At 67.3% G+C, this 25,769-nt stretch carries 25 protein-coding genes; 19 read left to right on the top strand and 6 right to left on the bottom strand.

Annotated features, from left to right (window positions below):
• Window positions 1-385: 385 nt before the first annotated feature.
• From AB0J16_RS57710 to AB0J16_RS57730, 5 genes are all read left to right on the top strand, one after another.
• Window positions 386-1,486, top strand: coding sequence for a trypsin-like serine protease (locus AB0J16_RS57710; RefSeq protein WP_358557348.1), 1,101 nt, complete (start codon window positions 386-388; stop codon window positions 1,484-1,486).
• Window positions 1,487-1,675: 189 nt separating this feature from the next.
• A complete protein-coding gene (locus AB0J16_RS57715) occupies window positions 1,676-2,842 on the top strand; it encodes a hypothetical protein (RefSeq protein WP_358557351.1) in 1,167 nt (388 codons plus the stop codon).
• 394 nt (window positions 2,843-3,236) lie between these two features.
• Window positions 3,237-4,739: a hypothetical protein gene (locus AB0J16_RS57720; protein WP_358557354.1), complete on the top strand. Its 1,503-nt coding sequence runs from the start codon at window positions 3,237-3,239 to the stop codon at window positions 4,737-4,739.
• Window positions 4,740-5,172: 433 nt separating this feature from the next.
• Window positions 5,173-6,681 (top strand): hypothetical protein, encoded by a 1,509-nt coding sequence (locus AB0J16_RS57725; protein WP_358557356.1) that lies wholly within the window; start codon window positions 5,173-5,175, stop codon window positions 6,679-6,681.
• Between the two features lie 212 nt (window positions 6,682-6,893).
• Complete coding sequence (locus AB0J16_RS57730) at window positions 6,894-8,378, top strand: hypothetical protein (RefSeq protein ID WP_358557359.1); 1,485 nt, start codon at window positions 6,894-6,896, stop codon at window positions 8,376-8,378.
• Window positions 8,379-8,460: 82 nt separating this feature from the next.
• Here AB0J16_RS57730 and AB0J16_RS57735 read toward each other — a convergent pair whose 3' ends face one another.
• Together AB0J16_RS57735 and AB0J16_RS57740 are read right to left on the bottom strand one after the other, a co-directional pair.
• Window positions 8,461-9,807, bottom strand: a complete 1,347-nt coding sequence (locus AB0J16_RS57735) for a hypothetical protein (protein WP_358557362.1) — start codon at window positions 9,805-9,807, stop codon at window positions 8,461-8,463.
• A 212-nt stretch (window positions 9,808-10,019) separates the two neighbouring features.
• Window positions 10,020-11,222, bottom strand: coding sequence for an NADP-dependent malic enzyme (locus tag AB0J16_RS57740; RefSeq protein ID WP_357949616.1), 1,203 nt, complete (start codon window positions 11,220-11,222; stop codon window positions 10,020-10,022).
• Window positions 11,223-11,483: 261 nt separating this feature from the next.
• Here AB0J16_RS57740 and AB0J16_RS57745 point away from each other — a divergent pair, with 261 nt between their 5' ends.
• The 4 genes from AB0J16_RS57745 (at window position 11,484) to AB0J16_RS57760 (ending at window position 14,460) form a co-directional block, all read left to right on the top strand.
• A complete protein-coding gene (locus tag AB0J16_RS57745; protein WP_358557364.1) occupies window positions 11,484-12,350 on the top strand; it encodes an ABC transporter substrate-binding protein in 867 nt (288 codons plus the stop codon).
• Window positions 12,305-13,183, top strand: a complete 879-nt coding sequence (locus AB0J16_RS57750; protein ID WP_358557367.1) for an amino acid ABC transporter permease — start codon at window positions 12,305-12,307, stop codon at window positions 13,181-13,183. Before AB0J16_RS57745 ends, AB0J16_RS57750 begins: the two co-directional genes overlap by 46 nt.
• Complete coding sequence (locus tag AB0J16_RS57755; protein ID WP_358557370.1) at window positions 13,180-13,923, top strand: amino acid ABC transporter ATP-binding protein; 744 nt, start codon at window positions 13,180-13,182, stop codon at window positions 13,921-13,923. Before AB0J16_RS57750 ends, AB0J16_RS57755 begins: the two co-directional genes overlap by 4 nt.
• 99 nt (window positions 13,924-14,022) lie before the next feature.
• Window positions 14,023-14,460, top strand: coding sequence for a CGNR zinc finger domain-containing protein (locus tag AB0J16_RS57760; protein WP_358557373.1), 438 nt, complete (start codon window positions 14,023-14,025; stop codon window positions 14,458-14,460).
• On the opposite strand, the gene AB0J16_RS57765 is transcribed toward AB0J16_RS57760, so the two are convergent.
• Window positions 14,430-14,786 (bottom strand): S24 family peptidase, encoded by a 357-nt coding sequence (locus AB0J16_RS57765; RefSeq protein ID WP_358557376.1) that lies wholly within the window; start codon window positions 14,784-14,786, stop codon window positions 14,430-14,432. The two genes, AB0J16_RS57760 and AB0J16_RS57765, sit on opposite strands and share 31 nt — an antisense overlap.
• A 30-nt stretch (window positions 14,787-14,816) precedes the next feature.
• Here AB0J16_RS57765 and sodN point away from each other — a divergent pair, with 30 nt between their 5' ends.
• From sodN to AB0J16_RS57780, 3 genes are all read left to right on the top strand, one after another.
• Window positions 14,817-15,218 carry a superoxide dismutase, Ni gene (gene sodN, locus AB0J16_RS57770; RefSeq protein ID WP_219533868.1) on the top strand — a complete coding sequence of 134 codons (402 nt, stop codon included), beginning with the start codon at window positions 14,817-14,819 and terminating at the stop codon, window positions 15,216-15,218.
• A gap of 127 nt (window positions 15,219-15,345) precedes the next feature.
• Window positions 15,346-15,771 carry an anti-sigma factor gene (locus AB0J16_RS57775; RefSeq protein WP_358557379.1) on the top strand — a complete coding sequence of 142 codons (426 nt, stop codon included), beginning with the start codon at window positions 15,346-15,348 and terminating at the stop codon, window positions 15,769-15,771.
• A gap of 17 nt (window positions 15,772-15,788) precedes the next feature.
• Window positions 15,789-16,568, top strand: a complete 780-nt coding sequence (locus AB0J16_RS57780) for an RNA polymerase sigma factor SigF (RefSeq protein ID WP_358557382.1) — start codon at window positions 15,789-15,791, stop codon at window positions 16,566-16,568.
• Between the two features lie 13 nt (window positions 16,569-16,581).
• Here AB0J16_RS57780 and AB0J16_RS57785 read toward each other — a convergent pair whose 3' ends face one another.
• Entirely contained in the window at window positions 16,582-16,974 is a 393-nt protein-coding gene (locus tag AB0J16_RS57785) for a hypothetical protein (RefSeq protein WP_357949598.1), read from the bottom strand.
• Between the two features lie 90 nt (window positions 16,975-17,064).
• Between AB0J16_RS57785 and AB0J16_RS57790 the strand changes: the two genes are divergently transcribed.
• Complete coding sequence (locus AB0J16_RS57790; RefSeq protein ID WP_357949595.1) at window positions 17,065-18,030, top strand: diacylglycerol kinase family protein; 966 nt, start codon at window positions 17,065-17,067, stop codon at window positions 18,028-18,030.
• A gap of 279 nt (window positions 18,031-18,309) precedes the next feature.
• Entirely contained in the window at window positions 18,310-18,564 is a 255-nt protein-coding gene (locus AB0J16_RS57795) for a WhiB family transcriptional regulator (protein ID WP_225301850.1), read from the top strand.
• Window positions 18,565-18,705: 141 nt separating this feature from the next.
• On the opposite strand, the gene AB0J16_RS57800 is transcribed toward AB0J16_RS57795, so the two are convergent.
• The gene (locus tag AB0J16_RS57800) at window positions 18,706-20,178 is read right to left on the bottom strand and encodes a PAS domain-containing sensor histidine kinase (protein ID WP_225301849.1); all 1,473 of its coding nucleotides are present in this window, start codon (window positions 20,176-20,178) and stop codon (window positions 18,706-18,708) included.
• Between the two features lie 473 nt (window positions 20,179-20,651).
• Between AB0J16_RS57800 and AB0J16_RS57805 the strand changes: the two genes are divergently transcribed.
• Window positions 20,652-21,371 (top strand): GntR family transcriptional regulator, encoded by a 720-nt coding sequence (locus AB0J16_RS57805; RefSeq protein WP_358557384.1) that lies wholly within the window; start codon window positions 20,652-20,654, stop codon window positions 21,369-21,371.
• A gap of 10 nt (window positions 21,372-21,381) precedes the next feature.
• Here AB0J16_RS57805 and AB0J16_RS57810 read toward each other — a convergent pair whose 3' ends face one another.
• The gene (locus tag AB0J16_RS57810; RefSeq protein WP_358557387.1) at window positions 21,382-21,963 is read right to left on the bottom strand and encodes a hypothetical protein; all 582 of its coding nucleotides are present in this window, start codon (window positions 21,961-21,963) and stop codon (window positions 21,382-21,384) included.
• A gap of 100 nt (window positions 21,964-22,063) precedes the next feature.
• Between AB0J16_RS57810 and AB0J16_RS57815 the strand changes: the two genes are divergently transcribed.
• The 4 genes from AB0J16_RS57815 (at window position 22,064) to AB0J16_RS57830 (ending at window position 25,748) form a co-directional block, all read left to right on the top strand.
• Entirely contained in the window at window positions 22,064-23,032 is a 969-nt protein-coding gene (locus AB0J16_RS57815) for a hypothetical protein (protein WP_358557389.1), read from the top strand.
• 100 nt (window positions 23,033-23,132) lie between these two features.
• Window positions 23,133-24,293, top strand: coding sequence for a histidine kinase (locus tag AB0J16_RS57820; RefSeq protein ID WP_358557392.1), 1,161 nt, complete (start codon window positions 23,133-23,135; stop codon window positions 24,291-24,293).
• 34 nt (window positions 24,294-24,327) lie between these two features.
• The gene (locus AB0J16_RS57825; RefSeq protein ID WP_358557395.1) at window positions 24,328-24,981 is read left to right on the top strand and encodes a response regulator transcription factor; all 654 of its coding nucleotides are present in this window, start codon (window positions 24,328-24,330) and stop codon (window positions 24,979-24,981) included.
• On the top strand, window positions 24,978-25,748 hold the full coding sequence (locus AB0J16_RS57830; RefSeq protein ID WP_358557398.1) for a hypothetical protein: 771 nt from the start codon (window positions 24,978-24,980) through the stop codon (window positions 25,746-25,748). Before AB0J16_RS57825 ends, AB0J16_RS57830 begins: the two co-directional genes overlap by 4 nt.
• Window positions 25,749-25,769 lie beyond the last annotated feature (21 nt).

Raw genomic sequence — 25,769 nt, forward strand, 5'->3', positions numbered from 1 at the left:
GACAGCCGGGCACTCACGCTGACCACAGCCGGGCAATCGACCTCAAGCCGAATCCCTCAACCGACCAGCTCAAGGTCGAGAAAGATCGAGGCTAGGCCCCGGCTACTCCCGGCCGGGGCCCTTCTCACGCGTGATCAAGAAACACACAGGAAAGGCGGATGGACAACGAAGTCGGCTCATGTACTATGCCTCTGACATGCGGAAACGATCCTCACATGGATCGGAGACGCTATCCGGATCGAACCCCTTGACGCACTCCTTATGGGACACAAGTCACGCTTGATCAGATAACGAATCTCCATCCGAGCTGCAATACAGTGAGTGATCTGGAAAAATCCATCGTTACACCCCCAGAAGTACTAACCCCCAAAGGCAAGGCATTTCCATGATCCCCCGGGCATGGCACCTGGTAGCGGCTGCGCTCAGCGCGCTGCTGATGCTGCCTGCCCTCGCGGGGATCGCCTCGGCCGCGCCGAACAGCCGGGTCTACTCGGTCACGCTGGCCAAGTCTGCGGCGGACATGAAGAAGGTCGCCGAATACTGGAAGCCTGACCGGCTCAAGAATGCCGACCAGTACAGCCCCGCCACGCCGGCCTCGCAGTCCTCGCCCACCTCCAAGACCGCCTCCGGGGGCGGCCAGATCGTCCCAGCGATGAGCCCGCGGATCGTCCCGGCGAGGAGCCCGCAGATCCTGCCGACCGTCGGACCCGCCCTCCCGAAGGACAGCGCGGCCGCCAAGACCATGGGCAAGGTCTTCTTCCGCTTCGGTGACAAGGAATATTGGTGCTCGGCCAGCTCGATCGCGGCCAAGAACCGCAGCGTGGTGGCGACCGCCGGACACTGCGCGTACGACTCGCGCCAGGGCAAGCCCGCCGATTACTGGATCTTCGTCCCCAATCCGGGTCCCGGTGGGGCGACGCCCGACGGCATCTACGTGGGCGCGTCGATCAGCATGCACGAGGACTGGCCGGGCAAGGGCGACTACGACTTCGACTACGCGTTCGTGACCGTGCACCGCGGCTTCAAATGGGTCGAGAAGAGCGGCCAGCTCGCCATGCAGGATGTCGGCCGTCTGCAGGACAACGTCGGCGGGCAGGGCCTGACGCTCGGCAAGGGCCTGGCCCTCACGATCACCGCCTTCGGCTACCCGGCGGGCCCGCAGCCCGACGGCAGCCACCCGTTCGACGGCAAGACGCTGAAGGTCTGCTCGGGGAGCACGAGACGCACGGTCGCCCCCAGCCTCGACCTTCAGTACGGCGTGCAGCTCCAGCCGTGCGACTTCAGCGCCGGCGCCAGTGGCGGCCCCTGGTTGCTCAACTTCCAGCCTGCGCAGAAGCTCGGACTCCTCACCGGGATCAACAGCCTGACCTGGAACAGAGACGCCAAGGGCGGTTATGACGCGGTGTCCTCGCCGACCTTCAACGCCACGACCGGCGAGGTCTACCGACGCGCCGCAGGGCTCGCAACACCGCAAAATGTGACGTAAGTTACACCCAGCGTATCGCCACCCCGAGTGATCAGCCGGTTTCACATCTCAAGATGGTTACGGCCATGATCGTTGCGCTTTACGGCAGTTACGGGTAATTCCCACGACCAGAGTCAGACCGATAGGTTCCCGCCTGTCCGTTTGCTGCATTCTGGGGTGCACGAGGCGCCCCGCGTCTGGAGTTTTACCTTGAAGCGCATCCTTCTCCCGGCCGGTAGCGCCGTCCTGGCGACCGGCCTCCTGGCCGCCGGCCTGGCAGGCACCGCTCAGGCACAAGGCGACATCGCCACCGACCCCATGGCCCGCAACACGCAACAGGCCTCCTCGGTCGCGTCCTTCTGGGCCGCGTCGAACTTCGCCGCCCTCCGCTCCGCCACCGCGTACACCTGGGACGCCAAGGAAGTCAGGAAGGTCGTCTCGAAGGGCGGCTACAGCCCCGACGGCAACCCGGGCAGCGCCACTCCCATCGGGGAGGAGAAGAAGGCCCCCGGCAAGGCCCAGAACGTGAACATGCCCAAGACGCTCGGCAAGGTCTTCTTCGTCGACGGCAAGGGCAAGTTCCGCTACTGCTCGGCCACGTCCATCCAGTCGAACTACCGCAACCTGGTCGCCACGGCCGGCCACTGCGTCTACGACACCGACAGCAACAAGGCGCTGCTCGACAACTGGGTCTTCGTGCCCGGCTACTACGAGGGCAAGGCTCCGTTCGGGATCTACGTGGGCAAGCAGGCCTTCACCCACACCGACTTCGACGTGTACGAGGACTACGACCGCGACTACGCGTTCGTGACCGTCTACAACGGCATCTCCTTCAACGGCGTCAAGCAGGTGACCAAGAAGGAGTACGACGGCTTCGTCGGCCCCAAGCGGAACTGGGGCGGGCGCTTCTACATCCTGCTGTCCAAGGACGCCGGCCGTCTCGGCGACGTCGTCGGCGGCCAGGGCGTGTCCTGGAACCAGCCCACCGGCAAGCAGGTCCGCGCGTTCGGCTACCCGGCCGGCCCGCACCCCGACGGCAACAAGCCCTACAGCGGCGTGACGCCGAAGTGGTGCTACAACAAGACCACCGCCAAGGCCGTGGGCGCTCCGTGGCTGAAGATCGAGGAGCACATCGGCCTCAAGTGCGCCGTGACTCCCGGCTTCGACGGCGGCCCCTGGCTGGCCAACTACAGCAACGGCAAGCGTCTGGGCTACGTCAACGGCGTGACCAGCACCTTCGCCGACCAGGACGGCAACGACCGTATCGACTACATCACCTCGCCGTACTTCGACGGTGAGACGGCCTCTGTGTACAACTCGGCCAAGAACACGTGGTCGGGCAAGATCGTCGGCCCGAACGGCGAGCTGTACAAGTAACCACTCAACACCCCAAAAGGGGCTCGGCCGGGTTCGGCCGAGCCCCTTTTGCGTGCTCCCACAAGATCATTTATGCGGATTTGGCGATATTAGACGGGGCTCGCGCCAATCTGGTTCCTGTGATCTGAATCACATTGAGCCGTCTACTCGACGTGACGCACCGCTCACCGCCCATCCGCGCCACCCTGCGCATACCCAGCGAAAACGTGGTCTATCGATCACTTTCCGCGAAGATCTCTGACTGGTAACAGGACGGTCACAGCGGTAAGGCGGGCTTCCAGATGCCCCAGAACGGCTTTTACCTGCGGAGATCACCACGCTATGTTCCTTGCTATCCCTTTACTGACGCATGGGACGCGTGTTGCGACCCACGACAGAGCAAGGAGCAGTTCCCTTGAAGCGCATCCTCATCCCCGCCGGTGGCGCCATCCTGGCTACCGGCCTTCTGGCTGCCGGCCTCGCCGGTACGGCCACGGCCGCCAGCGACGTAGCCTCCGACCCGATGGCGAAGAGCGCCGCTGACGCCAAGGCCATCGCGGACTTCTGGTCGGCGACCAACAACGCCGCCCTCAAGGCCGCGAAGGAGTCCAACGTCTGGGACTCCGGCGACGTCGCCAAGCTGCAGAGCAAGGGCGGCTACAGCGCCGACAGCAAGCCTGGCTCGTCCGTCCCGATCGGCCAGGAGAAGAAGACCTCCGCCAAGGTCCAGAACGTGAACATGCCGAAGACCATCGGCAAGGTGTTCTTCGTCAACAGCAAGGGCGAGAAGAAGTGGTGCTCGGCCACTTCGGTTCAGTCGAAGTACCGCAACCTGGTCGCCACGGCCGGTCACTGCGTCTACGACACCGCCACCAACTCGGACGTCATGTCCAAGTGGGTCTTCGTGCCCGGCTACTACCAGGGCAAGACGCCGTTCGGGATCTACGTGGGCAAGCAGGCCTTCACCCACTACGACTTCGACGTGTACGAGGACTACGACCGCGACTACGCGTTCGTGACCGTGTACAACGGCATCCAGCTCGGTGGCGGTACCGCGAAGAAGGTCTCCAAGGCCGACTTCGAGAAGTACCAGGGCATCAAGGACGCCAAGGACGTCGAGATCTCGCGGGACGAGTTCCGCAAGTGCAAGCTCGACCCGACGTCGATCGAGGCGTGCTGGGCCAAGCGCGGCAGCAAGGCCGAGCCGACTGGTCCGGACTACCCCAACGCCGAGGTCGCCAAGATCGAGGTCTCCAAGGAGACGTACGACGCCGCCAAGGTCGGCAAGGGCAACGGGAACAAGTTCGGCGAGCCCGTCACCGAGAACGTCACCAAGTCGGTTTACGACGCCTACAAGGGCCCGGGCACCAAGGTCCAGGACGCTCGTGGCAACTACACCATCACCCACTACTACACGCAGCAGTGGTTCAAGCCCGGCACGGCGACCAAGTTCTACAAGACCGAGTTCTTCATCATCGAAGGCGCTGCCAAGGACGTCGGTCGCCTGGGTGACGTCGTGGGCGGCCAGGGCGTGTCCTGGAACCAGCCCACGGGCAAGTACGTCCGCGCGTTCGGTTACCCGGCTGCGCCGCACCCCGACGGCCACAAGAACTACACGGGCATCACGCCCAAGTGGTGCTACGGCAAGACCAGCAAGAAGGTCGTCGGCTCGGCCGCCAAGAAGATCGAAGAGCACGTCGCGCTCAAGTGCGCGATGACCGAGGGCGCCGATGGTGGTCCTTGGCTGCTCAACTACAGCAACAGCAAGCGTCTCGGCTACGTGAACGGTGTCACCAGCACCTTCAACGACCAGGACGGCAACAAGCGAGTCGACTACATCTCCTCGCCGTACTTCGACGGTGAGACCGCTGCGGTGTACAAGTCCGCGGCGAACGTGTGGTCCGGCAAGATCATCTAAGTAACACACCGCGACCGTTACAGGACGGTGCGCACAGTGGTAACTCGCGAAGGGCTCGGCATCGCCGGGCCCTTCGGCGTTCCCGGACAAATCTGAAGGGCGTTTTGACGCATGGGGTGCCAGGACGGTGCCATCAAGGCGGTGTGATCTGCGTCACATCAATCGGATCGCGGCCGGGAGAGCGGCACTGGAGCCACCGCAGTAACACTGACAACTTCCTTATGTTGATCTGCGGAAACGGTGTCATCCGGCACTTCCGGCAAGTCACCCTCTATCGCGACTTAAACATCACAGAACGATCACGCCGGACTTAGCGCTGTTTTTCCCTCCAAAGCAGCTACCTAACTTCAAGATCGACACTGTATGTTCCTGGCTATCCCTTTACTGACGCATGGGGCGCAAGAAGCGCTCCACGACAGACCAAGGAGTTACCTTGAAGCGCATCCTCCTCCCCGCCGGTGGTGCCATTCTGGCCACCGGTCTGCTGGCTGCCGGCCTCGCCGGCACCGCTGCGGCCAACGCGAGCGGCGACGTCGCGTCCGACGCCCTGGCGAAGACTCAGGCTCAGGCAGAAGAGACCCTGAACTTCTGGACCAAGTCGAACAACGCGGCGCTGACGCAGGCTGTGGCCTTCAACCCCGACTCCCTCGAGGTTGAGAAGATCTCCCGTGGTGGCGGCTATAGCGCCGACACCAAGCCGGGCTCCTCCCTGCCGATCGGCGAGGAGAAGAAGGTCGCCGTCAAGTCCCAGAACGTCAACATGCCGAAGACCATCGGCAAGGTGTTCTTCGAGGGCCGCGATGGCAAGCTCTACTACTGCTCGGGTACCTCGGTCCAGTCGCAGTACCGCAACCTGGTCGCCACGGCCGGGCACTGCGTCTACGACATCGCCGGCAACGACGAGGTCGTTTCGCGCTGGGTCTTCGTCCCGGGTTACTACCAGGGCAAGACGCCTTACGGTGTGTACGTGGGCAAGCAGGCCTTCACGCACTACGACTTCGACGTGTACGAGGACTTCGACCGCGACTACGCGTTCGCGACCGTGTACAACGGCATCGGCGGCTCGCTGCGTCAGCCGACCAAGGTCGACCGCAAGGCCTACGACGCCTTCCAGGGCGAGAAGTTCGTCAAGGACACCACGGTCTCCGAGGACGAGTACACCAAGGGCAAGCTCGACCCCGCGACCACGGACTACTACGACGTGGACCCGGGCCAGGCCGAAGAGGCCAGCGGTCCGGACTTCCCCGGCGCTGTGGTGGACCGGTTCGAGGTTGCCAAGCGTTGGTACGACGCCGCTCCCGTGGGGCGCGCCAGGGGTGCCAAGTTCGGCGAGCCCGTCGTCGAGAACGTCACCCGTGACACGTACAACGACTACCGGGGCCCCGGCTCCAAGTCGCGCGACGCTGCCGGCAACTACATCATCACGCACTACTACATCCAGAAGTGGTACAAGCCCGGCAAGGTTGCCCGCTTCGTTCGCCTCGAGTTCTACACCGTCTCGGCTGCGCTCAAGGACGTCGGTCGCCTCGGCGACAACGTCGGCGGCCAGGGCGTTGCGTGGAACCAGGCTCCGGGCAAGGTCGTTCGTACCTTCGGGTACCCCTTCGGCCCCAACCCTGACGGTAGCAAGCCCTACACCGGTGTTACGCCGAAGTGGTGCTACGGCAAGACCGCCAGCAAGGTCGTCAAGATCCCGGCCCGCAAGGTCGAGGAGCAGCAGTCGCTGAAGTGCGCCGTCACCGCCGGTTACGACGGTGGCCCGTGGCTGGCGAACTACAGCAACGCCAAGCGTCTCGGCTACGTCACCGGCGTCACGAGCCTCATCGTCGACCTCGATGGCAACAAGCGCTACGACACGATCACCTCGCCGATCTTCGATGGCGAGACCGCCGCGATCTACAAGGCCGCTGCGGCCTCGTGGTCCGGCAAGCTCGTTAAGTAGTTAGCTGAACCGAACGAGGATCTAGGTCATCGTTCACCTGCTTCACCGAAGGGCCCGGCATCCTGCCGGGCCCTTCGGCCTTTTCTCGCACAAACTATGCTATGACCTGGTACTCCACCATTTCTGTAACACTCCTGAACAATCTGTTACCAGAGTGACCAGAGGGTCGATAGGGTCTCAACACCTGCTTGTTAACCTTGTGGAGATCCCCAGTGAAGCGCCTGCTCGTCCCCCTGACCGCCGCCAGCCTGAGCGCCGCCACCCTCGCCCTCCCCGCCAACGCGGCCCCCGACTGGGTCCAGGACCCGCTCGCCCCCAAGGCAGCCGAGGCCTACAGCAACGCTTACTTCTGGCTCGACGCCAACGGTGCCGCCCTCAAGAAGGCCACGCAGTACAACATCGACGCCAAGGACGTACAGAAGCTGGTCTCCACCTCGGCCAAGGCGCCCGACGGCAAGCCCGGCTCGGCCTCCCCCACCGGCACCACGCCCGCCGTCGCCAAGACCAAGGCCGTGAACCTGCCCAAGACCATCGGCAAGGTCTTCTTCCTCGACAGCGGCGGCAACTATCGTTGGTGCTCGGCCACGTCGGTCCAGGCCAGGAATCGCAACCTGGTCGCCACGGCGGGCCACTGCGTCTACGAGCGCGGCAAGGACGTCTTCCGCAAGTGGGTATTCGTCCCCGGCTACTACCAGGGCAAGGCGCCGTTCGGCGTGTACGCGGGCGCCTACGCGTTCACCAGCTACGACCTCGACACCTACGACGACTACGACGGCGACTTCGCGTTCGTGGCCGTGCACAACGGCTTCGCGCTCCCCAACGACAAGAAGGTGTCGTTCAAGGAGTTCCAGGAGTGGCGTGGCGACAAGTGGGTCAAGCCGGTTGAGATCAGTCCCGTCGAGTACGCCAAGTGCGTCCTGACGCTCGGCAACTGCTGGTCCGAGGGCGCCGACACGCCGGCCGACAAGGTGGGCCCCGACTACCCCGGCGCGGTCCTGGAGAAGGTCGAGGTCGGTAAGAAGGAGTACGACGCCGCCAGGACCGGCAAGGGCAACGGCTTCAAGTTCGGCGCGCCCGAGACGCTCCCCGTGACGCAGCTGGAGCACGCCGCCTACAAGGGTCTGGGAGAGAAGGGTGTCGACAAGCTCGGCAACTACTCCATCACCCACTACTACACGCAAAAGTGGGTCAAGCCCGGCACCTCGCGCAAGTTCTACATGGCCGAGTACGTCATCGGCATCGCCAAGGACCTGGGCCGCCTCGGCGACATCGTCGGCGGCCAGGGCGTCGCCTGGAACCAGCCCATGGGCCAGACCGTCACCGCCTTCGGCTACCCCAGCGCCCCCCACCCCGACGGCGACAAGGCCTTCACCGGCGTGACGCCCAAGTGGTGCGCCGGCAAGACCGGTACGAAGACCTACCAGGTCAACACCTTCAGGGTCGAGACGCACCAGGTGCTGAAGTGCTCCATGACCCCCGGCGCCGACGGCGGCCCCTGGCTGATGAAGTACGACAACAACAAGCGCACCGGCTACGTCAACGGCGTGACGAGCATGTTCCACGACCAGGACGGCAACGGCCGGATCGACTTCATCAGCTCCGCCTACTTCGACGGCGAGACCGCTGACGTCTACAACAAGGCCCAGTACGCCGCGACCAAGTCGATCGTCGGCCCCAACGGCGAGATGATGCAGTAATAGATAGGACAGAACGAGCCCGTCGCCGGATCTCCGGCGGCGGGCTCATCCAATAAAGCGGGCCCATCTAATAGAGGAAGACTCAAACAGCGGACAGCTCGCGCAGCGCCCGCACCACAGGCTCGCCCTTGTACGGCTCCAGCCGTCGTCGCAGATCGGCCGCATAAGAGCGAGACCGCACCGACTGCAGCTCACCGGCCAGTTTGAACGCGGTCTCCGCCACCTTGCACGCCTCCTCCAGCTCCCCGCACTGCAGCAGCCCGGCCGCCAGGAGCGACAGGTTGAACATCCGCCCGCGCACATAGCGGCCGTCCATGTCGAGCGAGCGGTGCGCCTGCCGCACGACCCGCTCCCCCTCTCCCAGGTCGCGGAAGCAGTGGGCGAACTTGGCAGATAGGTACGCCTCGTCGAAGTAGCTCAGCCAGGCCGGCTCGTCGGCGGGAGCCCGCGAGTCGAAGGCCACCTCGGCCGCGTGCAGCGCGGAGCCGCACGAGCGCGTGTCGCCGAGGCCTGCCTGAGCGTGCGCCTCCAGCACCAGGCCGGAACACAGCAGGGTGTGGACGCCCGCGCGGCGGGCCGAGAGCTGGGCGGCCCTGGCCAGGTCGAGCGCGTGGGCGTGCTGGCCCATGTAGATGGCCTGGTGCGCCATGCCGGCCAGGATCTCGCCGCCCAGCGCGTGATCGTCGGCGCCCTGGGCCAGGCGCAGCGCCTGGATCAGGTAGCGCTGGGCCAGGCCGTGCTGCTCCAAGTCGTAGGCCATCCAACCGGCCAGGCGGGTCAGCTCCGCGGCGGCCCCGGCCAGTTGCCTGCCCGTGGCCTCGCCGTAAGCGCCCTCTTTGAGCAGCGGTGAGACCGCGGTGTCGAGGTATTTGATGACCGACGCGCGGACGCGTCCGCTGCCGAATCTGTTGTCGAGCTCACCGAACGAACGGGTGACCTCGTGGATCGCGGTGATGTCGGCCCTGCCGACGCGGCGTGCGCCGGAGCCGCCCGGGCGTTCCTCCGGCGGGGCCGTCAGCCAGCGGACGGCCCCTACCGAGCCCGCACCAATCGCGAAAGTCGAATCGATCAGGAAGCGCCGCCTCTCCATATCGGCCCGCCACAGCGCCGTCACGGTCGCGACCCCCTCCTTCCACGTGTGCGTGAACTCCTGTCCGAGATCCAGGGGTGTAACGATGGCCGGCATGCCCACCTCCACGGGGGAGAAGGGCCTGCCGAGCCGGAGTGCGAAAATCTCGGTAAGGAGGCACGGCACAGGGTCCCGAGGCCGCTGACCACCGATCCAGCGCAGCACGGAGCTGTGGTCGTACTTCAGGCCAGGGGTGCCACGCGCGGCTCCCAGGTCGTTGAGGCGCCTGGCCAGCCCCTTGTGAGAGAAGCCGGCCTCCGCGATCAGCTGCTGTAGCAGTCGATTGGGCTCGCGTTCCATCGCTCTCCTCGCGGCAACAGGAGTCTGCGCCCGCATCCTTACAGAGAGCCCTCTTTATAGCACGGAGAGTAAAGGAAATTTGGCGGTTCCCTTAGGAAGTGCAGGTTCCTGCGGAGGTGCAGGTTCCTGCGGAGGTGCAGGTTCCTGCACGAGCGCAGGTTCCTGCGGAGGTGCAGGTTCCTGCACGAGCGCAGGTTCCCGTTCCCGCGGAACTACAGGCGGGCGACCCCGTCGGCGCGGGCCTGGGCGGCCACGGCGGCGGTCACCGCGGGCGCTACACGAGCGTCGAACGGGCTGGGGATGACGTAGTCGGCCCTGACGTCCGCGCCCACCACGTCGGCGAGCGCGACCGCCGCCGCCACCTTCATGTTCTCGGTGATCGTGGTGGCCCGTACGTCGAGCGCGCCGCGGAAGACGCCGGGGAAGGCCAGCACGTTGTTGATCTGGTTGGGGAAGTCGGAGCGGCCGGTCGCGACCACCTTGGCGTACTTCGCGGCCACCTCGGGATGCACCTCGGGGGTGGGGTTGGACAGGGCGAACACGATCGAGTCCGCGGCCATCGAGGCGATGGCCGCCTCCGACACCGTCGAGCCGGACAGGCCGAGGAAGACGTCGGCGCCCGCCAGGGCCTCCTCGGTCGAGCCCTTGTGGCCCGCCTTGTTGGTGTCGCGGGCCAGGGCCTGCTTGACCGGGTTGAGCCCTTCCCTGCCGTCGTAGATCATGCCCTTGGAGTCGGCGACCGCGATGTCGCCGATGCCGGCCTCCAGGAGGATCCGGGTGACCGCGACCCCGGACGCGCCGGCTCCGGCCACCACGGCGCGCAGGTCGCCCAGGGAGCGGCCGGTCAGCCGGGCCGCGTTGGTCAGCGCGGCGAGGGCCACGATGGCGGTGCCGTGCTGGTCGTCGTGGAAGACGGGGATGTCGAGCAGGTCCCGCAGCCGGTCTTCGACCTCGAAGCAGCGGGGCGCGCTGATGTCCTCCAGGTTGATGCCGCCGAACGAGGGCGCCAGTCGTACGACAGTCTCCACCAGGGCGTCGACGTCGGTGCAGTCGAGGCAGATCGGGACCGCGTCGACGCCCCCGAACTCCTTGAACAGCAGCGCCTTGCCCTCCATCACGGGCATGGCGGCCGCCGGGCCGATGTCGCCGAGGCCGAGCACGGCCGTGCCGTCGGAGACGACGGCGACCACATTGGAGACCCAGGTGTAGTCGTTGACTAGTGACGGCGTGTCGGCGATCGCGGTGCAGACGCGGGCGACCCCGGGGGTGTAGGCAAGGGAAAGGTCGTCGGCGTTGCGGACGGGGATGGTGGATCGGACCTCGAGCTTGCCGCCGCGATGCAACGCGAAGGCGGGATCGAGATCGAGGGATTCAACGGAAGCGGGTGTGGTAGTCACAGCGACCCCAGTAGTCATCGGACGGATGAGACCTTCGGCAGACGGCGCGAGAGGCCTGGCTTCGGTAGCCGCCAGGTGCCCCTCCTCGATCGTCTCGTAAGAGGGGTTACGGGGGTCACCCGTCGCTCCATAGTGCCACATGCTGAGATGGGGTCTGTCTCAGGACCGACTCCGTTCTGTTGACGCATTGTTAATTCTCAGATGACGGTCTGCAGCAAAAGGCCATTTAAACTTCACAAAAACCAACTTTCCTTACATATCACTCGAGGAGGCCCGCACATGGCCCTCTGGCCCAGGACGCGCCGTGGCTACACCACCGGTGCGCTCGCCTTGACCGCCGCTCTGGCGCTGTCCGCCTGCGGCAGCACCTCGCAGACGGGCGCCAGCCCTTCGTCCTCCGGACCCGCCACGGCGGCGGGCGGAGTACAGCTGGTCGCCCCCGGAAAGCTGACCACCTGCACCAACCTGCCGTACCCGCCGTTCCAGTCCAAGGACGCCAGCGGCAAGGTCGTCGGGTTCGACGTGGACATGATCGACCTGGCCGCCAAGAAGCTGGGCGTGACGCAGGACATCGTGGACATCGACTTCGACTCGATCAAGGGCGGTGCCGCGCTCAGCGCCGGCAAGTGCGACGTCGCCGCCGCCGGCATGACGATCACCGAGGACCGCAAGCAGCACCTCGACTTCTCCAACCCCTACTTCGACGAAGTGCTCGGCCTGGTGACCAAGAAGGGCGCCGGCGTGCCCGACCTCGAGACCGCCAAGTCCAAGGGCCTGAGCGTCGGCGTGCAGGCCGGTACGACCAGCCTCACGCTCGCCAAGAGCAAGGGCATCGAGGCCAAGGAGTTCAAGGACTCCGGCAAGCTGCTGCTCGCGCTGCAGTCCGGCCAGGTCGACATGGTGATCCAGGACCTGCCGGTCGTCGTCGACTGGATGAAGAAGCCGAACGTCAACTCCGCCTATGAGCTGTCCGGCCAGGTGCCGACCCACGCCCAGTACGGCTTCGCCGTCAAGAAGGGCAACGCCGCGCTGCTCAAGGTCATCAACGAGTCCCTGGCCGAGGCCATCAAGGACGGCACCTGGACCAAGGAGTACCAGGAGTGGATGGGCGCCGCGCCCGTCACGACCCCGACGCCCACCTCCTGATCATGACGACCACGCCGACCACGGCTGAGCCCGCGAAAAGCGGGCTCAGCCCCCGCCAGCGCCGTCGCGTCAGCCTCGCCATCCAGTACGCCGTCTTCGCCCTCGTCCTCATCGCGGTGATCCTGCTCGCGGACTGGCCGAAGATCTTCGAGAACTTCCTGAACGGCAAGGTCGCCGCGGGGATGTTCCCCACGCTGTTCACGGTCGCGTTGAAGAACACCCTGATCTTCACCGTGGCCGGCTATGTGATCGGCTTCGCGCTCGGTCTCGTGCTGGCGCTGATGCGGTTGTCCTCGGTGGTCCCCTACCGGGTGGTCGCCCTCGTCTACATCGAGATCTTCCGCGGCCTGCCCGCGCTGATCATCTTCCTGCTGCTCGGGTTCGGCCTGCCGATCGCCTTCCCCGGGTTCAAGCTCCCCGGCGACGTCTACGGTACGGTGGCGCTCGCGCTGGGCCTGGTGGCCGCGGCCTACATGGCCGAGTCGTTCCGCGCGGGCATCCAGGCGGTGCCCAAGGGGCAGATGGAGGCGGCCAGGTCGCTCGGCATGAAGCCGGGCCGGGCGATGCTGTCCATCATCCTGCCGCAGGCCATCAGGATCGTGATCCCGCCGCTGACCAACGAGCTGATCCTGCTGTTCAAGGACTCCTCACTGGTCTTCACGCTGGGCGTGACGGCGGCCACCACCGAGCTGACCAAGTTCGGCTCCGACACCACGATCGACCAGGCCAACAGCACGCCACTGATCGTGGCCGGCGCCACGTACCTGCTGATCACGATTCCGCTCGGGTTCGTGGTACGCCGCCTCGAAGCGCGCCAGGGGAGGAAACGGTGACGCACGCCGTAGAGATCAGGGAACTGCACAAGTACTTCGGCGACAACGAGGTGCTCAAGGGCATCGACTTCACCGTCGAATCCGGTCAGGTGGTCTGCGTCATCGGCCCTTCAGGCTCGGGCAAGTCGACGCTGCTGCGCTGCGTGAACGTGCTGGAGACGCCGACCAAGGGCCGGGTGTTCGTCAACGGCTTGGAGCTGACCCATCCCGACGCCGACATCGACGCGGCCCGGCGGCACGTCGGCATGGTGTTCCAGCAGTTCAACCTGTTCCCGCACCTGACCGCGCTGCAGAACGTGATGATCGCCCAGCAGCGGGTGCTGAACCGGAGCAAGAAGGAGGCCGAGATCGTCGCCAGGGAGAACCTGGCCAAGGTCGGTGTCGGCGACAAGTGCGACGAATATCCCGGCAAGCTCTCCGGCGGACAGCAGCAGCGGGTGGCCATCGCCAGGGCGCTGGCCATGAACCCGGACCTGATGCTCTTCGACGAGCCCACCTCGGCGCTGGACCCGGAGCTGGTCGGCGACGTGCTCGCCGTCATGCGGAAGCTGGCGGAGGAGGGCATGACCATGCTGGTGGTCACCCACGAGATGGGGTTCGCCCGCGAGGTGGCCGACCGCGTGGTGTTCATGGACGGCGGGGTGATCGTCGAGGAGGGGACACCCACCGAGGTGATCGGCGACCCGAAGCAGGAGCGGACCCGCTCCTTCCTCAGGCGCGTCCTGCACCCGGAGGGCTGACCTTCAGCGGGGCCTCCAAAGCGAGCCCCGCGGCCCCTGAGAGCCCATATGCGGGGCGTCCGAGGCTGGGCGCCCCGCGGCTCCGTGTAATACTCCGGCATGGACCTCACCTCTTACGCCGAGTGGGCGGTCCGGCTGGTGAACGATCCGCACCCCCCGCCGGAGCTCCTAGAGCTGCGTGACGAACTGGCGGCCGTGTTCGACGGGACCGGTGGCGAGCAGGCCGTCGTGGCGCGCCTGAACGCGCTGCTCGTGCGCCATCCGGTGCGCCCCCAACTGTCGGACCACGACGGGCAGCGCTGGCACCTCCACCTCGCTGTGGACGCGCACGGCACAGCCGCCGCCGGCGCCGTGATGGGCCTGGCCGCGCTCGTCGCCGAACTGGGTGCCGACCGGCTCGGCCGCTGCCAGGAGCCACGATGCCTGCGGGCCTTCCTCGACACCTCCTCCAACCGCTCGCGCCGCTACTGCTCCGCCCGGTGCGCCAGCAGGGCCAACGTCGCCGCCTACCGTGCCCGCCGCAGGAGCGGCCAGTAGCGCAGCACCACCCGGCCCACGATGTCGCTCACCGGGCCGAAGTCCCAGCTGTCGCGGCGCCCGCCGGCCCGCTGGTTGTCGCTCTCCAGCCACCAGCCGTCGTCGCCGTGCCATTGGGCCCGCTTGACGATGAGCCGCTCGGGCTCGCCCGGGAGCCGCGCCACGACCAGGTCGCCGGGACGCACCGCGGCGCCACGCCGTACGAGGAGCCAGTCGCCGGGCACCAGCGCGGGCCGCATCGAATCCCCCTCGACACGCACTCTCATGGGCTGTGACCCCCTCCGCCGCAGGCGTTTGGACCCGAGTAAGGTCGGTAGTTGGACCAAGCTGATTCAGCATCAAGGAAGGACTTTCTGATGCTCGCACGACTGCTACGACCCAAGCATGTCGCTTCTGCCCACTGCGACCTGCCCTGTGGGGTGTACGACCCCGCGCAGGCCCGGATCGAGGCGGAGTCGGTCAAGGCGATCATGGAGAAGTACGCGGCCAACGAGGACCCGATCTTCCGGGCCCGGGCGCTCTCCATCAAGGAGGAGCGGGCCGAGCTCGTCAAGCACCACCTGTGGGTGCTCTGGACCGACTACTTCAAGCCCCCGCACCTCGAGCAGTACCCCCAGCTTCACCAGCTCTTCTGGGAGGCCACGAAGCTCGCCGGCGCGGCAGGCGGCAAGGGCACGGTCGAGGTCGCCAAGGCCGAGGACCTTCTCGGCAAGATCGACGAAATCTCCAAGATCTTCTGGGAGACGAAGGCCGCCTAAATCGGCATAAAGGCTCTGTGCGGCGACCTTCCGTGCAGAGCCTTTTCGGTCGATGGCGAGTCTGATTCCGCCAACCACCTCCCGGGGGCGGTAAGTTGCAGTCAGCGCCGTATACGCGAGGAGGAACGTGACCGAGGAAACCGAGACGCGGGCTGAGGGCGTGGCCGGCATCCGCGACGTGGTGAGCATCAGGCTCCCGGCCGCGAGTGCCTACCTGTCCGTACTGCGTACGGCCACTGCCGGACTGGCCGCACGGCTCGACTTCACGCTGGACGAGATCGAGGATCTGCGGATCGCGGTCGACGAGGCGTGCGCGATGCTGCTGAGCGAGGCCGTGCCCGGGACCGATCTGACCGCCGAGTTCGAGCTGACCGGGCAGGAAATGCAGGTCAGGGTCGAGGTCGCGACGGTCGGCAGCTCCGCGCCAAAGCGGGACGACTTCGCCTGGATGGTCTTGACCGCCCTGGCAGACGATGTGGAAGCGGTGATCGACTCTCCCGATCGCATGGCGATCGTCCTGCGTAAGCGCCGAGGCACGGCGGGGCCGGCGTGACGGAAAGGACTGGAGCCATGGCCACCAGCGACCACGCCGTGCCCGACAGGGTGCGGGCCCGCATCCTCTTCGCCGAGCTGTCCGAGCTGGGGCCTGACGAGCCGCGTCGGCAGCGCATCAGGGACGAGCTGGTCGAGCTTCACCTTCCTCTGGTCGAATATCTGGCCCGCCGCTTCCGCAACCGGGGCGAGTGGCTCGACGACCTCACTCAGGTCGCCACCATCGGACTGATCAAGTCCATCGACCGCTTCGACCTCAACCGCGGCGTGGAGTTCTCCACCTACGCCACGCCCACGATCGTCGGCGAGATCAAGCGCCACTTCCGTGACAAGGGCTGGGCGGTGCGCGTGCCGCGCCGCCTGCAGGAGCTCAAGCTGTCGCTGACCAAGGCGATCAGCGAGCTGTCGCAGCGCGAGGGCCGCGCGCCGACCGTCGCGGAGCTGGCCGCCTTCCTCAAGATGACCGAGGAGGAGGTCCTCGAGGGCCTGGAGTCGGCCAATGCCTACTCCACCGTGTCCCTCGACGCGCCCGACTCCGGTGACGACGACGCGCCCGCCGTGTCCGACTCGCTGGGCATCGTGGACGAGTCGCTCGAAGGCGTCGAATACCGCGAGTCGCTCAAGCCGCTGCTCGAACGACTACCGCCCCGTGAGAAGCGCATCCTGCTGCTGCGCTTCTTCGGCAACATGACCCAGTCGCAGATCGCCACCGAGCTGGGCATCTCGCAGATGCACGTCTCACGGCTGCTGGCCCGCACGCTGGCCCAGCTGCGCGAGGGCCTGACCGCGGACGACTGACGCTGGACGACGACTAACCCTTCTGCGAGTCCTCGCCATATAGGGCGTGGGTGGTGGGGGGCGCGAGCAACGTGCCGAGGCCGGCGACGGCCACCACGATCAGCGGGATCCCATAGAGCGGCTTGTCCGACTGGATGAGCGTGATCGCGACGGGGAGCACGAAGATCTGGGCCAGCACGCTGGGCGATCTCCCCCATCGCTCCATCTTGTACAGGCCGCCCCAGGCCACCCAGACCAATCCCGCGCCGATCAGCACCCCGAACGCCGACTCGGCCAGCGCGCTGGTGATGTCCTCCGCCGCGCCGGCCAGCGTCTCCACCGCGACGTACAGACCGAGACCGAGCGCCACGAGGCCCTCCAGGGCGACGATGAGCGCGGCGGCGAGAAGTGTCCAAGGTCGGTTCACGCCCCAAACCCTATCGGTGCCCCTCGCCGCCTCCAGATTCCGACTAATGGCCGATAAGCCAGATATCGGGCACCGGCTAGTCTGAACGACATGCGAGCGATGCTCCTGGTCAACCCCAAGGCCACGACCACGAATGCCCGCCGGCGTGACGTACTGATCCGCGCGCTCGGCGCCGCCGTCGAGTTGACCGTGGAACAGACCCGGTACCGGGGCCACGCGGCCGCGCTGGCCACCACCGCGCACGCCAAGGGCTACGACGTGGTGGCCGTGCTGGGCGGCGACGGGACGATCAACGAGGCCGTGAACGGCCTGCTCAACGCCGTCAACGGCGACGACCCCGCGTACCAGGACGACCCCAGCGCCGGGCGGCCCGCGCTGATCGTCATCCCCGGGGGCAGCGCGAACGTGTTCGCCCGCGACCTGGGCCTGCCGAACGACCCGGTCGAGGCCACGGGCGCTGTGCTCGAGGCGCTGCGTGACGGCCGCCGCAGGACCGTGGGGTTGGGGCAAGCCCTTTGGGAGGATCAGAGCCGATATTTCACCTTCGGCGGTGGGATGGGGTACAACGCCGAGGTCATCCGGGCCGTCGAGGGGCTGCGCGGCACGGGCCGGAAGGCGACACCCACGCGTTACGTCAACACCGCGCTGCGCCATTACTTCGCCACTGACAAGCGCCACCCGGCGATGACGCTGAGCGGCCCCGGCATTCCGGCCGCCAAGGGCGTGTACATGGCGATCATCTCCAACACCTCGCCCTGGACCTACATCGGCACCCGGCCGGTCCTGCCCACGCCCTGGGCCGGCTTCGAGACCGGGCTCGACCTGCTGGGACTCCAAGAGATAGGCGTGACCTCGATACTTCCCGCCATCCGGCAGATCCTCACGGAGCGTGACACCCTTCCATCGGGCCGGCACCTCGTCCAGCTCCACGACGAGTCCGAGTTCACGCTCGCGGCAGACCGCCCTGTGGCCTTCGAGCTGGACGGCGACTACCTGGGGGAACGGGAATCAGTGACATTCCGCTCTATCCCGAACGCATTACAAGTTCTGGTCTAGCTGGTTACATTCGGTCATTGTGTGACGCATCCGACATCCATCCACGCCAAAACTTCCTACCAACCCTCTTGCGTGCACTCTCAGTGGCTGACAGGCTCAACTTTGACGTCGGAACGTAGGACCTTTAACAAGCCTTACCGGGTCCGCTCCGACGCTCAGCGGGCAACCCCGGTCCAACGCAGGATCCGGGTCGTTGCTCGCGCGAGTTAGTGAAACTCTTCACAAAGTAGTAGCCGCACGGAGCCGACCAGAGGTTCCATCTACTAAGGAGTGAAACGCATGGACTGGCGCCACCGAGCTGCCTGCCGTGACGTCGACCCCGAGCTGTTCTTCCCGATCGGCAACACCGGCCCGGCACTCATGCAGATCGAAGAGGCCAAGCAGGTGTGCCGCTCGTGTTCGGCGGTCGACCTGTGCTTGAAGTGGGCCCTTGAGTCCGGCCAGGACGCCGGCGTCTGGGGCGGCCTGAGCGAGGACGAGCGCAGGGCGTTGAAGCGCCGCAGCGCCCGTGCCCGCGCTCGCGCCTCCGCCTAGCCGAACCGCCCGACCTACAGCTCGTACGGCAGGCATCGCCCGGCCCCACCCGCCATCCGTGGTGGAGGGCCTCCAGGGAGACGCCCGCTGAACCCGCACGTGGCGGGCCGCCGACACGCGCGCCCGTGACAAGGCACGCCGTCAGGCGGCCGGCAGTGGGATGGAGAGCGTCACCTCTGTGCCGCCCTCCAGGCGAGGGGCGATCGAGAGCTTGCCCGAGAGCTCGCCGACCACGAGCGTGCGGACGATCTGCAGGCCCAGGCTCGTGGAATTGTCCAGCTCGAAGTCGTCGGGCAGACCCTGACCGTCGTCCCAGACGGTCACGTGCAGCCTGTCGGGAGTCGGTTCCACGACCACTTGCAGGTGTTTGGGGCGGCCGTGTTGCAAGGCGTTCTGGAGAAGTTCGGTGAGAGCCATCGCCAGAGGTGTGGCGATGAGCGACGGAAGGGTGCCGAAGCTGCCTATCCGTCGCGGGGTGACCGCCGCCTCCGCCGCCGACACCTCGCCCGCCATCGCGATCACGCGGTCGGCGATGTCGTCGAAGTCGACGAACTCCTCCGGCGCGTGAGAGAGCGTCTCGTGCACGATCGCGATCGAGCCGACCCGCCGCACCGCCTCCTCCAGGGCCTCCCGCCCCTCGGGCACGCGCAGGCGCCGCGCCTGGAGCCGGAGCAGGGCCGCCACCGTCTGCAGGTTGTTCTTGACCCGGTGGTGGATCTCGCGGATGGTCGCGTCCTTGGTCATCAGCTCACGTTCGCGGCGGCGCAGCTCCGTCACGTCACGGATGAGCACCAGCGCGCCGATGCGGCCGCCGCCGACGATCAGCGGGATCGCCCGGAGCTGCACGATCGTCCCGCCGGACTCGACCTCTGTCTCCTTGGCCGCGCGCCCGCTGGCCACGATCATCAGGTCCTCGTTGATCGGCTCGTCGGAGTAGCAGAGCGTGGCGGTCACCCGGCCCAGCTCGGCCCCGACCAGATCCGCGTGCAGACCGAGCCGCCGGTAGGCCGACAGCGCGTTCGGCGACGCGTACGTCACGCGCCCCGCCCGGTCCAGCCGCAGCAGGCCGTCGCCGACGCGCGGGGAGCGGACCAGGATCGGCTCCTCGCCGGAGAACGGGAAGCGTCCCTCGGCCACCATCTGCGCCAGGTCCGAGGCGCTCTGCAGGTAGGTGAGCTCCAGGCGCGACGGGGTGCGCGCCGAGGACAGGTTCGTGGAGCGCTGGATCACCGCGAGGAAGCGGGCCTCGCCGACGGGGACCGCCCGACGTACGGGGATGGTCTCCTCGCGGACGGGCACGCCCGTCGACCAGTCGGGGTCGCCTTCGCGGCAGATGCGCCGCTCGTTCCACGCCGTGTCGATCAGGTAGCGCTCGCCCTTGGCCGCGACGGTGCCGACGATGTCGTCGTGGTAGACGGTGGGCCCGGTGGTCGGGCGCATCTGCGCGATCGCGATCCAGCCGCCGCCCTCGCCCTGGAGCGGCGCCCACAGGATGAGGTCGGCGAACGACAGGTCGGCCAGCAGTTGCCAGTCGGAGACCAGCGAGTGCAGCCAGTCGAGGTCCGCCGCGTCGAGAGCGGTGTGGCGGACGACGAGGTCGCTGAGAGTCGGCACGAGTGCATCATGCGTGCTTTCCGCCGCAACAACCAAACCGGCGACCCGGCCCGCCCCTCCCGCCGGCGTGCTCACCGGGCCGCGAACACCGATGAACACGGGCGTGTCGCCGTGCGGTCAACCGCTGATTTTCGGGAATCTCACACTGTGAAAACCGTCACACTGTTCCGTTCGGTCGACCATCGGAGCGGGACCGTTCGGCGCGCAACGGAGGTGATCGACACGGTGCTCATCTTTGTCCCGACCTCGGCTACTGCCTCGGTTGCCGCCATACCTGCCACTGTGTATATCCTTCACAATCAACCTGAGCTGCCCGATCCGGCATGTATCACGGCGGGCGAGCCCGGTCTGACGACGAGCGCGCCTCTGCCTGTGTCGTGCCGGTGGTTGACCGCTCGGGCCAATCTGAGTTCCGATGATCTCGCGGTGATCAGACACGCCCTCACCGCCGTGGCAGAAGTGAAGGTGAGAGCGTGACGGACGACGGCCCTCGCGTACCGAAGTACTACGACGTGAAACGGAGCCTGCTCGAGCTCACCAAGAGCCTGCCTCCCGGCGCGGCGCTGCCTCCCGAGCGGGCGCTGGCCGTACGTTTCGAGACCTCGCGCACCACCGTCCGTCAGGCGCTGACCGAGCTGGTCGTCGAGGGGCGGCTGCTGCGCATCCAGGGCAAGGGCACCTTCGTGGCCCAGCCGAAGGTGGCGCAGGTGCTGCAGCTGACGTCCTACATCGGCGACCTGCGCACGGCCGGCCTGGAGCCCGACACCAAGATCCTGGAGATCGGCTACATCACCGCCGACGAGCCGCTCGCGCGGCGGCTGGCCATCAACCCGGGCGGGCGCGTCCTGCGCATCCACCGCCTGCGCCTGGCCAACGGGGAGCCCGTCTCGATAGACACCACTCACCTGTCGGCCCGCCGCTTCCCCAGGCTGCGGCGGGAGCTCGAGGTGCACGCGTCCCTGTACGAGACGCTGCACAACGCCTACAACGTCCGGCTCACCGACGCAGAGGAGATCATCGAGACCGTGCTCGCCACGCCCTATGACGCGAAGGCGCTCGGCGTGGACGTCGGGCTGCCGATGCTGCTCCTGACACGGCACGCCTTCGACGCCGACGGAAACCCGGTCGAGTGGGCGCAGTCGCTCTATCGCGGCGATCGGTACAAGTTCGTCACGCGCCTGCGCCGCCCGTGAGGGAGCCTCTTCAGCAGGCCGCCTTCGGCAGGTCGCAGACCTTCACCCTCATCCGCTCCGCCTGGGAGATGAGGCCCTTGAAGCGCTTGAGCGGCAGGCTCTTCCCCGGCCAGGCCGATCCGCCCACGACGTAGACGGTCGCGCCGTTCCGTACGACGACCGTCTGCTCACCGCTCTCGAAGAAGCTGCTGCCGGCCCGGAGAGCGTCGTCGCCCACCTTGAGGGGCTTGGTGTAGTAGTGATGGCGGTCGGGGCCCTTGCCGAAGTTCTTGCACCGGGCCAGATCCGCGCGCAGCCCCCGCATCGCCGTACGGGCGGCGGAGACGCTCTTGTAGACGACGAGCTGCTCGTACTTGATCGTGTCTTCCGAGCGGTAGTGGACGGTCCGGGTCGCCAGGCGGTCGGCGGCCGAGGCCGTGCGGCGCTCGCACGGGTTCAGCCGGAGCGGGAGGCTCTTCGACTCCGTCGTCTTGTAGGACTCCCACTTCTTGGCCGGTGGGTGGGTCTCCAGGAAGAGCATCCCGTCGGGCAGGGCGCCCGCCCCCATCGACATCGCCGCGGCGACTGCCACGGCTACCCCGATCTGTAACATCTGGACCTCCAGCTCATCCGTCACCACGTGAGACGGCCCGCAATACCGATTCGTTCAACTATTTCGGGACTTGCAGCCATCGCGGGGTGATGATGCAGGCATGGCAAAGGCGATCGAACAACCCGTTCCCGGCGTCACGGTCGGGCACGCTCTTCTCGGCCGCTCCAGAGGCGCGGCCCAGCCGGTGGACAAGATCGTGCATGACGGCGACACGATCAACATCGCGGCCGACGGCAACTTCGGCGTACGTCTGCTCGGTGTCGACGCTCCCGAAGTCAGCTTCGAGTTACCCCGCAACCCGAACTTCCCCGACTTCCCCAAGGGCTTCGTCGCCATCGACAAGCCCGCCTGGACGACCTTCCTCACCGACCCGTTCGAGAAGGGCTACCAGGAGCTCACGCTCCGCACGGCCCTGCACAACAACCTGCTGGGCAGGCTGGGCCCGGCGGCCGCGCCCAACCACGCCGCCCATGCCGCCCCGGCCACCCAGGCGCTCAAGACCATGATGCAGCTCGACATCACCGAGCAGGGCCTCACCGACGAGACGTTCAAGATCAGGCTGGCCTTCGCGTACGAGATCCTCGACCGGTACGGCAGGCTCCTCTGCTACGTCAACCGCGACCAGCGCGACAAGCCCCGCCCCGATCCGTACAACGAGCGACTGCTCGCGGCCGGGCACGTGATCCCCTACTTCATCTGGCCCAACGTCGATCCCTTCGTCCGCCAGGAGGGCCGGTTGGCCGATGCGGTGCCGGCGCCGGGCAGCGCCAGGACGGTCGCCGAAGCGGGGGCGCTGGGCCGGGCCAGGCAGGCCGTACGGCGGGCCCGTGAGGCGGGGCTGGGCCTCTGGGACCACGCGAACCCGCTCGCCCTGCTGCCGTTCGAGCTGCGCTTCCTGGCCCAGCGGCGGGCGCCCGACCGCTACGTGCTCGACCTGTCGGACAACGCCAGGGAGTTGCTGCACCCGCAGAGCTACTTCCGCATCCCCAACCCCGAGGACCGGCTGTTCGTCAACGCCGAGCACGCCCCGCTGTACAGAGAGAAGGGCTGGTCCGTCCCGCCGCTGTGAGGCCGGCCCCTCTTCGCCCGCGGGGTGGGGCTAGCCCTACCCCGCAGGCACACACCAAGCCCATGTCGCGCGGGCCCCGGAGGTCAATACCGTTGGTGCCATGAAAGTCCCCCGCCCGTGGTCGGCACGCGCCTGGCTGGACACGGCGCATGTCGTGATCGGGCTGCCGGTCGGCGTGATCCTCGCCGGGCTGACCCTCGTGTGCGCCGCGGTGCCGCCCCTCATGCGCCGCGGTCTGCCGCTCTTCACCCGGGTGCAGCGCTCCCGGTTCGAGGCGTTCCTCGGGGCGCGTATCCCGCCGGTGCGCTCACCGACCACCTGGCGCAGCCGCGTCACCTGGCGGCAGATCGGCTACCACCTGCTCTCGCCGCTGGTGGGGCTGGCCGGGACCGTCCTGGTGGCGGCCGCGTGGGGGGCGGCCGGGGTGGGGCTGACGGCGTTCCTGCAGCCGATGCTGCAGAAGCGTCCGCTCGTGTTCGAGTTCAACCTGAGGGAGCCGGGCGTGGTCTCGGTGTACATGGCGGTCGGGTTCGTCCTGCTGCTGGTGGCTCCGACACTGGCGCGGGGAATGGCGCGTCTGGACCTGTCGGTGGCGCGTACGCTGCTCGGCCCCAGCCGCCACGAGCTGGGGCAGCGGATCGAGACGCTGACCGAGAGCCGCGCCAGGGTGATCGACGCGGCCGACGCCGAGCGGCGGCGCATCGAGCGGGACCTGCATGACGGCGCCCAGCAGCGGCTGGTCTCGCTGGCCATGAACCTCGGGCTGGCCCGCGCCACGCTGACCGACCTGCCCGAGCCCGCCCGCGAGGCGATCGCGCAGGCGCACGAGGAGTCCAAGCAGGCGCTCAAAGAGCTGCGCGACTTCGTCCGCGGCCTGCACCCCGCCGTGCTCAACGACCAGGGCCTCGACGCGGCGCTCTCCGGCATCGCCGCGCGCGCTCCCATCCCGGTGCGGCTGCGCGTCGACATCGATCTGCGCGCTTCTCCTACCATCGAGGCGGTGGCGTTCTTCATCGTGTCCGAGGCCCTCACCAACATCGCCAAGCACGCGGCGGCCACCAAGGCCCAGGTGAGCGTGGTCCGCGAACGCGACCGGCTGTGCCTGCGCGTCTTCGACGACGGCTGCGGTGGCGCCCGGCTCGACGGCGGCACTGGGCTGCGCGGCCTCCTCCAGCGGATCGACTCGGTCGACGGGACGCTCCGCCTGTCCAGCCCGCTCGGCGGGCCGACCACGATCGAGGTGGACCTGCCGTGCGAGTAGTTCTGGCGGAAGACTCCATTGAGGTGGACCTGTCGTGCGAGTAGTACTTGCGGAAGACTCCGTACTTCTGCGTGAAGGGCTCGTCCGGCTGCTCGACGCGGCCGGCATGCGGGTGGTGGCGGCCGTGGACGAGGCGGAGGGCCTGCTGCGCGCCGCTGAGGAGCACCTGCCCGACCTGGTGGTCACGGACGTACGGATGCCTCCCACACACACGGACGAGGGCCTGCGCGCGGCCCTCGTGCTGCGCCGCGAGCATCCCGACATGCCGGTGCTGGTCCTGTCTCAATACGTGGAGGAGCGCTACGCGGCCCGGCTGCTCGCCTCGGCCACCGGAGGCGTCGGCTACCTGCTCAAGGACAGGGTGGCCGACGTGACCGACTTCATCGACGCGCTGCACCGGGTGGCGGCGGGCGGCACCGCGCTGGACCCCGAGGTCGTCGCCCAGCTGCTGCTGCGCGGGCACAGCGACCCGCTCGACCGGCTGACGCCCCGGGAGGGCGAGGTGCTCAAGCTGATGGCCGAAGGCCGCTCCAACGCGGGCATCGGCCAGGAGCTGGTGCTCAGCGAGGGAGCGGTCGGCAAGCACATCGGCAACATCTTCACCAAGCTCGACCTGTCCCCGGCCGAGGGCGACCACCGCCGGGTCCTCGCCGTCCTGCAGTTCCTCAAGATCAGGAGTCTGCCATGAGGGCCCTGTGGCTGAGCGCGGGCGCCGTGGCGACCGTGTGCGCCTTGCTGATCAGCGGTACGGCGTTCTGGGATGGGTTCGCTCACGCCAGTCCACCGACGGAGACGACCAGCAGAAGCATCTCGTTCAAGCTGTCACAGCTGAAGGTGATCGCGGGGCGCGGAAGCGTGAACGTCAGCATCCATCCCGGCGAGGCGGGTGAGCTGTTCCTCGAACGGTCACTGAGCTGGTCGAAGACGAAACCGGTCGTCACGGAGGACTGGGACGGCCGGACGCTGCGGCTCGATGCCTCTTGCCCAGGCACGGACGAGCGGCACGCGCCGGTCTGCCAGGTCGACTACGCGCTGTTCGTGCCGGTGGAGACCGATGTAGCGGCGGAGTCGGCCAACGGCATGCTGGCGGTCAACGGTCTCTTCGGCAATGTCCGGATGATCTCCGAGTCGGGTCCGCTGCGGGTGACCGAGACATCGGGCACCGTCTGGGCCAGGAGCGGTTCCGGCGATGTCACGGGTCGCAGGCTCACGGGGAGCGATGCCGACGTGGAGATCGGCTCGGGCCAGGTCGACCTGTCCTTCGAAAACGCTCCGACGAAGGTCCGCGCGGTCGTCAGAACCAGAGGCGATGTCACCGTGGCGGTCCCCGGCCTGTCCTACGACGTGGACGCGCGTGCCAAGAACGTCGACCTCGACATCATGAAGGAGCCCGCCTCGCCAAGGAAGATCACCGTGCAGGCGCCGGCCGGCATGGCGAATGTCTGCTGCAGGTGAGGACCGGGAACTGGCCGCCAT

The organism is Nonomuraea sp. NPDC049750 (assembly GCF_040659625.1).
GTDB lineage: Bacteria > Actinomycetota > Actinomycetes > Streptosporangiales > Streptosporangiaceae > Nonomuraea.

Coding starts and splice junctions, on each gene's coding strand:
- AB0J16_RS57830 (WP_358557398.1), top strand. CDS start 24,978: ATGAGGGCCCTGTGGCTGAGCGCGGGCGCCGTGGCGACCGTGTGCGCC.
- AB0J16_RS57710 (WP_358557348.1), top strand. CDS start 386: ATGATCCCCCGGGCATGGCACCTGGTAGCGGCTGCGCTCAGCGCGCTG.
- AB0J16_RS57740 (WP_357949616.1), bottom strand. CDS start 11,222: ATGACTACTGGGGTCGCTGTGACTACCACACCCGCTTCCGTTGAATCC.
- AB0J16_RS57745 (WP_358557364.1), top strand. CDS start 11,484: ATGGCCCTCTGGCCCAGGACGCGCCGTGGCTACACCACCGGTGCGCTC.
- AB0J16_RS57760 (WP_358557373.1), top strand. CDS start 14,023: ATGGACCTCACCTCTTACGCCGAGTGGGCGGTCCGGCTGGTGAACGAT.
- AB0J16_RS57735 (WP_358557362.1), bottom strand. CDS start 9,807: ATGGAACGCGAGCCCAATCGACTGCTACAGCAGCTGATCGCGGAGGCC.
- AB0J16_RS57795 (WP_225301850.1), top strand. CDS start 18,310: ATGGACTGGCGCCACCGAGCTGCCTGCCGTGACGTCGACCCCGAGCTG.
- AB0J16_RS57820 (WP_358557392.1), top strand. CDS start 23,133: ATGAAAGTCCCCCGCCCGTGGTCGGCACGCGCCTGGCTGGACACGGCG.
- AB0J16_RS57815 (WP_358557389.1), top strand. CDS start 22,064: ATGGCAAAGGCGATCGAACAACCCGTTCCCGGCGTCACGGTCGGGCAC.
- sodN (WP_219533868.1), top strand. CDS start 14,817: ATGCTCGCACGACTGCTACGACCCAAGCATGTCGCTTCTGCCCACTGC.
- AB0J16_RS57810 (WP_358557387.1), bottom strand. CDS start 21,963: ATGTTACAGATCGGGGTAGCCGTGGCAGTCGCCGCGGCGATGTCGATG.
- AB0J16_RS57790 (WP_357949595.1), top strand. CDS start 17,065: ATGCGAGCGATGCTCCTGGTCAACCCCAAGGCCACGACCACGAATGCC.
- AB0J16_RS57780 (WP_358557382.1), top strand. CDS start 15,789: ATGGCCACCAGCGACCACGCCGTGCCCGACAGGGTGCGGGCCCGCATC.